The organism is Myxococcales bacterium, assembly GCA_012517325.1.
Taxonomy (GTDB): domain Bacteria; phylum Lernaellota; class Lernaellaia; order Lernaellales; family Lernaellaceae; genus JAAYVF01.
In genome coordinates this window covers 1-7,899 of sequence record JAAYVF010000045.1, presented here as the reverse complement: position 1 = coordinate 7,899, position 7,899 = coordinate 1, and the positions used below count along the sequence as shown (strand labels likewise).

The 7,899-nt window shown below is 60.4% G+C and carries 6 protein-coding genes and 1 tRNA gene; all 7 read right to left on the bottom strand.

What is annotated here, in order from left to right; genetic code table 11:
• Positions 1 to 30: 30 nt before the first annotated feature.
• Positions 31 to 867, bottom strand: a complete 837-nt coding sequence (locus GX444_08195; protein ID NLH48570.1) for a hypothetical protein — start codon at positions 865 to 867, stop codon at positions 31 to 33.
• Positions 864 to 1,094 (bottom strand): helix-turn-helix domain-containing protein, encoded by a 231-nt coding sequence (locus GX444_08190; protein NLH48569.1) that lies wholly within the window; start codon positions 1,092 to 1,094, stop codon positions 864 to 866. The genes GX444_08195 and GX444_08190 overlap by 4 nt, the downstream gene beginning before the upstream one ends.
• Positions 1,095 to 1,353: 259 nt before the next feature.
• Positions 1,354 to 1,427 (bottom strand) — tRNA-Arg (locus GX444_08185).
• A 73-nt stretch (positions 1,428 to 1,500) separates the two neighbouring features.
• Positions 1,501 to 3,171 carry a carbon starvation protein A gene (locus GX444_08180; GenBank protein NLH48568.1) on the bottom strand — a complete coding sequence of 557 codons (1,671 nt, stop codon included), beginning with the start codon at positions 3,169 to 3,171 and terminating at the stop codon, positions 1,501 to 1,503.
• A gap of 93 nt (positions 3,172 to 3,264) precedes the next feature.
• Positions 3,265 to 5,658 (bottom strand): hypothetical protein, encoded by a 2,394-nt coding sequence (locus GX444_08175; protein NLH48567.1) that lies wholly within the window; start codon positions 5,656 to 5,658, stop codon positions 3,265 to 3,267.
• Positions 5,655 to 7,397, bottom strand: coding sequence for a response regulator transcription factor (locus GX444_08170; protein NLH48566.1), 1,743 nt, complete (start codon positions 7,395 to 7,397; stop codon positions 5,655 to 5,657). The genes GX444_08175 and GX444_08170 overlap by 4 nt, the downstream gene beginning before the upstream one ends.
• 12 nt (positions 7,398 to 7,409) lie before the next feature.
• Positions 7,410 to 7,899: hypothetical protein (locus GX444_08165; GenBank protein ID NLH48565.1), on the bottom strand; the 490-nt coding region annotated here is incomplete at its 5' end.

Below are 7,899 nucleotides of genomic sequence, written 5' to 3'. Positions count from 1 at the left end.
GCCATGATTGCGCCCCGTTGTTTATTTCGCTTAACGCCGGTCGATAACTTTGTGAAGATCGAGGGGCCACTTTTCGACTTCCACGCTTTCATTCATCATCGGGGCCAGGCGAAGACAGTTGCCGGGGTTTGCCGCCATGCGGCGGAATCCGCCGATAACTCGCAAAGAAAGCTCGTGATCGAGCTTGTAGTCGTCCAGGACGGCGGATTTCTTCAGGCTGAAGGTGTGAAGCAGGGCCAGGCGAAACCACGTCCAGACGCGAAGGTGAAGGTCTGCCGGAAGAAAGAGGCATGATACGGGTGAACCAACGGGCGGCGGCAGATAGCTCAGATCGACCGGCACGACGAGCTTGATGAATCGCTCGTTTGTTTGCAGGCAAATCGAAAAAAGCGGCAGGTCAATATTCCAGCCCGATTTTTCGTCTTTAGGTGCTCGGCCGATGATTTGGAAGGTTTCAAAATCACGCAACCGATAGACGAGAAGCGCACTCCCTATTTTATACATTGGCACAACAGGCGGCCGGTTGATCAGTTCATCTTCGGGAGTCGTTTTTTTTTCGTCGGGCGGCTGATCGTCTTCAATTTCCTGACGAACGCCTGTCCGGATTTTCGATCCGCTTTCCATTAGGCACTCGACAAAATTTTGAAGGTTGCGGCAAAGAACCTCGGGTTCACCCGGTGTCGGCTTGGGCTTCGCCGGATCGTCGGACGTCGATTCGTCACTGGATTGCGGTTGCTCTTCCGGCAGAAGTGAAAAGAGAAAACTACCGCATGAAACGTCGGCTTCGCGTGTAAACGAATAAATTTCCTCTTTCTTGATAGTGGTCAGCGGCAAAACATTCTTGAATTTGCTCGGATCGGTTTTCATTCGTCGCCCTCCGGATCGCGCTCGGTCAACGCCGGTTGCACGGATTTTGAATTTATCCAGACAAGCAGGGCGTTTTTCTCAAATCGGATTTTGTTTTTAGACAGACGCAAATGCGGAATGGCCCCGGCTTTGATCCATCGGTAAAGTGCCGTGGGCCTGACCCGCAAAAGAACCGCCGCCTCTGCGATGTTGAGTAAAACCGGGTCGGCATTCGATGATTTCGTCATTTTGTTTCGCTCCTTTTTTTTCGTCCGTGGCAATTTTTAGCAAGTTTTTTCCTTTCGCGGGGACTGGCTTGTTGATTCATAATTTGTTTTTTGGGGAGATATTGTAAAAATAACAATTGTTCTGTTGACAAGATATTGACAAGAATGAAATCTTTATTCGCATTTAAAAGGGTTTTTTCGGCAATAATTCGGCCGGCGTGAACAATGGCGAGAAAAAGAAAACCCCGTAAACCATGGAGATTTACGGGGTTTTTTCTTTCGCGACTGGAGGGATTTGAACCCCCGACACACGGATTCGTAGTCCGTTGCTCTATCCAGCTGAGCTACAGTCGCAAATTATCAAGTCTCCCGAAAGAGGATGCTCGTTTAGCATAACCTCTCGGGACTGTCAAGAAAAGGAATCCGCCTAGGCCCCGGCCGGTTTCGGCGCGCCGCCCGACTTGTTCTGGCTGATGAATTTGATGCTCATCACCAGAACGCAGAGCGACAGGGCGAGCAGCAACACGTCGGCGCTCATTAAAACCCAGTTAGATTTGGGCAAATAATCCTTGAAGAACACAAAAACCAAGGCGGTCATCGTCATCACCATCATGAAGGCCGCCGGAATCAGGGTAACCCAGAATTTGCGGCCCTTCAGCGCCAGCCAGGCGGAGACCGCGATCAGCGTCAGCGCGGCGAGAAGCTGGTTGGCCGAGCCGAAAATTTTCCACAGGTCCATGATGGTGTTCGTCCGCGCCAGCCCGTACATCGCCAGAACGCAAAGCGAGGAATTGAAGAGGTAGTTTTTCATGATCGCCGGGACCTGCTTGAACAGCAGGGACCAGAGTTCCTCGATCAGGTAGCGGTTGAGCCGCACGGCCGTATCCAAGGTGGTGACCACGAAGCCCTCGACCATCAGAATGCCGAAGACCGTGCCGATCACCACGTTGATTCCCAGACCTTTGTAGAGCAGGCCGCCCATGCCCAGGGCGAAACCGAGGATCGGATTGCCGCCCTTGTCGGGGTGGACGATGTTGACGTAATGCGTGAAGTCAACGCCCGATCCGACCGCGATCAGCACGACCAGCGCCAGCAGGCCCTCCAACAGCATGCCGCCGTAGGCCACCTGGCGGACATGGGATTCCTTTTTTATTTGCTTGGCGCTGGTACCGCCGGCCACGAGGGAATGGAAACCGGAGATCGCGCCGCAGGCGACGGTGATGAACAGCAAGGGGAAAATCGGGCCGATTTTCGCGTCGCCCTGCGCGAGATTAAACGCCGGCGCGTTGAAGGAAAGGCCGCCGATGCCGGCGATCAGCGAGGCGATGAGCATCAGTCCCATGCCGCCGTAGAGTAGGAAGACATTGGTGAAATCGCGCGGCTGCAAAACCAGCCAGACCGGGATGCCGGCGGCGAATATCGTGTAGATCGAAAGCAGAATCATCCAGGTGTTAAGGATGTTGGTATTTCGTTTGTAAAGGAGCCACCCGATCAACGGCGCGAACAACGTGACGATCATCACCGACGTCGAGGCGATGCCGCCGATGGCGACCTTGTCCACACCGCCGTCGTTGACGATAGCCACCGGCAGATTGTCGACCGGCGTTTCCAGAGCGGCGACCGGCACCAGGCTGGTCAGACTGGCCGCGGTGAGCTTAAGAAATACCGAGGTGACCATTAGCAGCATGATCACGGTGAAGGCGAGCATCACCAGCGAAACCCCACGGCCCATCGTCGCGCCGGCGACCTCCGCGATGCTTTGACCCTTTTCGCGGATGCTGGTGAACAACGCCGCCATATCGTGCACCGCGCCGAGAAAAACGGCGCCGAGAATAATCCATAACCAGACCGGCACGAAGCCGAAGAGAATCGCCAGAGTCGGGCCGATGATCGGGCCGCCGCCGGCGATCGAGGCGAAGTGATGGCCGAACAGCACGAAGGGATGGGTCGGCACGAAATCCACGTCGTCGCGCTGCACGTTGGCCGGCGTTGGCCGGTTGTCGTCGCAAGCAAAAAGCCGGTCAATGTATTTGGCATAAACAAAGTAACCGAAAAAAAGCACGGGTAAGCCGATGACGAGCGGCAATAAAATATTCATCACTAGCTCCTGAACGGAAGTGGCAAGAAATTCTTGGGTCTGGACAATACTCTTTTCTTGGGGAAAATCAACAAGGCGAGAGCCGCGCCAAAATCATTTTTTCGTTTCGGTGTGTACCGTTGCCGGCAAACTCGGCCAGGCGGCGATCCGCGCCAGCCAGTCGTCGGTTTCCGGGCTTTGGCCGGCTGCGGTTTGTTGCATCCCCCGCAAGGTTTGAAAAGCGCGTTCCGCCGCCGCCAGGTCGTCGAGCATGAAGTAAGCGACCCCCAAACCGCGCCAGGATTCCTCGCTGAGCGAATCGTCGGGCAGCCCCGAACGGAGGGCGCGGTCGAGCAGGGTCACGGCGGTATCGTACGCTTCCTCGTTCAACGCCCGTCGCGCCAGAAGATAGTTGACGACCGGATCGGTTTGTCCGGTTTGCCAGGCTTGCAACAAGCGCCACTTTGCGGCGGCGGTGTCCGAAAAATCGGCTAGGTAGGCGCGGATCGGCGGTTCCACCTCCGGGTGGTCCAGCGCGTACAGCGCGCAGGCGGCCTGGCGCACGAGATTGTCACGGTAATCGGCATCGCGGATCTCCTGGAACATCACCCGTGCGGCGTCGCGGTCGCCGCGCTGCCACGCCAGTTCGGCCAGCGTCAGGCTTGCTTCCTGGGCGATGATCTGGCTGCCGACGATGTGTCCCTTCTTGTCGAGGGCCGGCAACTCGGGAGTGCCCTGGGCGGCGCGGATTTTCTCGGCCAGCCCCGCGGCTTCCTCCAGGCGTCCCAGGCGCAACAGGCCGTCGAGGCGCAGGCGGCTGATCCGCACCTCGTCGCGATCCAGTTCGGCCGCCTGCCGGTAGAGCAGATCGGCCTGGTGGTAATAGCGGCGCGAATCCTCCCGGTCGGCTTCGTCAAGCAGCCGGCCGACCTCGCGCGCGCAACGGGTTTCGAAAATCGACTTGGCGCCGAACCGGTAGCGGGCCTGCTCGATTTCGTTGGGACGCAGGGTCGTTTCGATCCGGGTCAGGTGATCGTGCCATTCCGCTTCCAGCTCGCGGAGGGGGCGGCCGAAGGCTTGTTCCACGTCGCCGTACCGGTAGACGGCGAGCGCTTTCTTGACGCCGTCCGGCTGGGTGGCGAGAAAACGAAGGAAACTGCCGGCCGCCGTATAGGCGCGGGCGCCGGATTCGCCCCAGAAACCGAGGCCGAGGATGTTTTCGAGGCGAGGCAGGCGGTCGATCGCCTTCATCCCGGCCGCCCAGCGGTCGAGGTCCCGGTTCGCCTGCGGCGGTCCGCCGAACGCCACGGCCATCCCTTCGGTCACGGCGATTCGCGAGGAAAATCCCAGCCCGGGCAGCCCGTATTCGCTGAGCATGACGTGGATCATTTCGTGATGCAGAATGTGCAGCGGGAAATCTTCCCAATTCAAATGCATCTGATGCTTGGCGCAATCGGCGTACTCGGTGCCGCCCGCGCCGATCCAATCCTTTTTGGCCTTCTCACTCGGGTAGATGTAGCTGGTGATGCGGAACGGATAGCGGATTCCCAGCTCATTCTCGATCTGCCGAAAACGGAACTCATGATCCCGCGCCACCAGCGGCATCTGGCGCTCGATGTCGGCGCGCTTGGGGTAGTAGATGTCGAAATGCTCGGTGCGGATCTGCCCCTTCAACTTTTCCCGCAGGTGCGCTTCGTCCATGTCGAAGCCGAGTGCGAAACGAGCCTGGTGGATACCGGCCGTAACGCCGGCCAGCGCGATCAGCAGCAGCCAGAATCCGGGCGACGGGGACCGACGAGCGGCCTGACGGCGGTCCCAGCGTCGCCACCATAGCGACAGCAGCAGGACGATGATTCCCGCATCGGCCAGGTTGGCCAGCCGGTACATCGCCAGGGCTCGACTCGGGCTGGCGCCGGCATCGTAGATCGGACCGGGAAAATGGCCGAAAAACGGATTGTAAAAATAGACCGTTGGCTTTTGCAGGAAATTGAAACCGCTGTACGCCAGGGTGGCCAGGGCTAATAAAATGACCAGCAGCTTGGCGCGGCGCGGGCTTCGCAGCAGGCTGGCGAAAGTCAAACCCCAGGCGCTGGTGTAGAAAACGCCGATGAAGGGCATCAAAACGAAAAAGCCGATGCCGCGTTGCGGCGCGCAGGGCGGGTCCATCAAGGAAGCGAGCGCCAGACCCATCAGGGCGGGTAGCAGCGCGAAAAGTTGGCACAGCGAAATTTCCACCCATAACGCCGGCGCGCCCAACCGCGACGCCTGGTCGCGCTGGTCGGCCGCGGCGCCGCCGCCGGTGCGGCGGTGATAAACGCCGACCGCCACCGGCCCGCCCAGGGCGCCGACGGCGATGCACAAGGCCAGGCTGAATTCGAGGCCCAGGTAGTTGGTCAGCGGCCAGAAGGCCAGGGCCAGACCGAGCAGAAAATAGAACAGCGCCAGGCCGAAAAACAGTTTGGTGGTCAGCAGCTCGAAGAAGGAATTCGCGGGCCCGGGCCGGGTCATGGCGCCGGGGTCTCGACGGCGGGATTTTCCATCCCGGCTGCCGTCATTAATTCGGACAACAACGGATTTCCCGGCGCCTGGCGGTAGGCTTTTTCCAACGCGCCGCGCGCCGCCTCGAGATCATTGTGTTGCAGCGCGAAACGGGCGTCGAACGCGAGGTCGAGCGAGCCGCGCAGATTGATCGCGGCCTCGAATTCCGGATCGATGTTCAGCGAGGCGCCGATCAGCGAACGCGCTTCGCCCACTCCGTCCCAACCTCCGGCATTCAATGCCTGGATCGCTTCCGCCAGCAGGTGATCGGCTTTTTGGTAGGTGGGCTTTTTAATGACGACCGGCTCGGTGTGCTGAATCAACGGACGCTTCGCCTCGCGGATCGCCTGTTCCTCGGCGCTTTTTTTCGCCCACCATTGCCAGGCCACCGCCACCGCGACCAAGCCCAGCAGGATCATCAGCAGAAAACGGGCGCCCTGCCGGATGTCCAGAAAGCTCAAGTGGGTTCGCCAGGTCGGCGGGCGGTCGGCGTCGGCGTCGTCTTCCCCCAGGTCGTCGAACGAGATTTTCGGCGGCGGCTCCCGGAAAAACATTTCTTCGATCAACGCTTCGTTGTTGCCTTGCAGTTGCTGCTCGAAGCCGACCGGCAATTCGCGCGCTTCGGGCGATAGCAGGACGGCGTGCATGATCGCCAGCGCCAGGATGAATTTCTTGGTTGCTTCCGGGCTGAACGGCGAGGCTTGGATGATCTGCCGCAACGAGTGCTGGCCGTTGATCGCCTGCAAGAGCAGCAGTTCCTCGGGTTGCGGATCGGCCTCGGCGAAACGGAAGGCGGTCCAGATCGTCGGCACGGGGAAGACGTCGAGCGAGCCGAGTTGTTCGTCGATTTCGGCCGCGGAAAACCCGTAATTCAAGCCGTTGATCAGCAGCCGAAACGGGTGAACGGTCAGTTGGGGCTGCGGGTTCGGTTCGCCTTCCTCCAGGCTGACTTCCAAAGCGCTCCATTCGAACACCGACATGGCGATCGAGGTGTATTGCTGCCGCAGCGCCTCGGCCAGTTGCGGCTCGTTCAGATGCCCGCGCGCCACGAATTCCTCGCCGATGCGCCGTTTGGTGGTGCCCAGGGCGCGTTCGACCTCGTTGAGCGCCTCGGCGGAAATCTGGTGCCGGGCGAGCAGCATCTTGCCCAGCCAGTCGCTTTCCTCGCTCGAGGCGGCGCTACGGATCCACCCGTCGATCAGGTGCAGTTGTTTGTAGACCCGCTTGTCGCGCAGCGTGATGACGCCGTTCACGCCGAAGAGGAAGCAGGCATAGAGAAAGGCGGGCAGTTCCCGCTTGTCCAGCCGCCAGGTGAGAATCGGGCGCGGCAATTGCGGCGGCGGCGGCGCCAGACGTTCGACCTCGACCAGGAAGGGAAACGTGTGCCCGGTGCGGGGGCGGAAGACGCCGTCGGCTTGTTGGCGGATTTCCCGCGGCAGATCCTCCAGGCGGCCGTTGACGTCGGTCAGCAGCAGCGGCGCGCGGTCCAGGCGGTTGCCGAGGGGGCTTTGTTCGAAGGAACGGCGCGGCTCCCGTTCGTCCAGGCCGGGGGTCATCAAGTCCAGGCAGACCAGATCGAAGCGTCGCCCGGCGGCGGCCGCCGCGTTCAGGTCGGCGGCGGTCGCGACGTCATAACCCCGCTGCCGGAGCAACAAGACCATCAGGCTCCGGATTTCGGCGTGCCATTGAACGACCAGAATGTTCGCCATTGCGGCCCGGCTTTATACAAGCAGGAAAATCGTCAACGCCGCGGCCGCGGCCGCGACCTTCATGATCATCTGCGCGTAGCTGGTCTCGTCGTCGTTGATGCTGCCCAGGAATTTGTAGGTGTTCGGGATGAACGCGCCGTCGCTGCCGGGGATCGCGCCGTCGGCGAAGAGCCGCAGGGCCTCCTGGGTTTTGACGATCATCGCCAGCACGTCCTGCAGGCGTTTGCGGTTCAGTTCGATCAAGGCGTTGCCGGCGAAGGTGATCGCAAACGCGATGCCGACGAAGAACAGCCGGAAGATGAGCCGGCTCAACCAGTGCCAGTCGAGCGCGCGGCCGGCGCTCAGCACGAACGCCGCCCCGAACACCACCGCGACCAACAGGCCGACGGTGAAGACCAGCATCCGGTCTTCCTTGCCTTTGCGATACAGCGCCTCGTTCTCGTGCGTCGTCCACAGCGTCCGCAGCACGGCGAGCGGGTCGGGCGCGAAGGCGGGCGCCGCG

Bases quoted from the DNA above. Each gene is read 5' to 3' on its own strand.
- GX444_08180 (NLH48568.1), bottom strand. From the start codon at position 3,171: ATGAATATTTTATTGCCGCTCGTCATCGGCTTACCCGTGCTTTTTTTC.
- GX444_08195 (NLH48570.1), bottom strand. From the start codon at position 867: ATGAAAACCGATCCGAGCAAATTCAAGAATGTTTTGCCGCTGACCACT.
- GX444_08190 (NLH48569.1), bottom strand. From the start codon at position 1,094: ATGACGAAATCATCGAATGCCGACCCGGTTTTACTCAACATCGCAGAG.
- GX444_08175 (NLH48567.1), bottom strand. From the start codon at position 5,658: ATGACCCGGCCCGGGCCCGCGAATTCCTTCTTCGAGCTGCTGACCACC.
- GX444_08170 (NLH48566.1), bottom strand. From the start codon at position 7,397: ATGGCGAACATTCTGGTCGTTCAATGGCACGCCGAAATCCGGAGCCTG.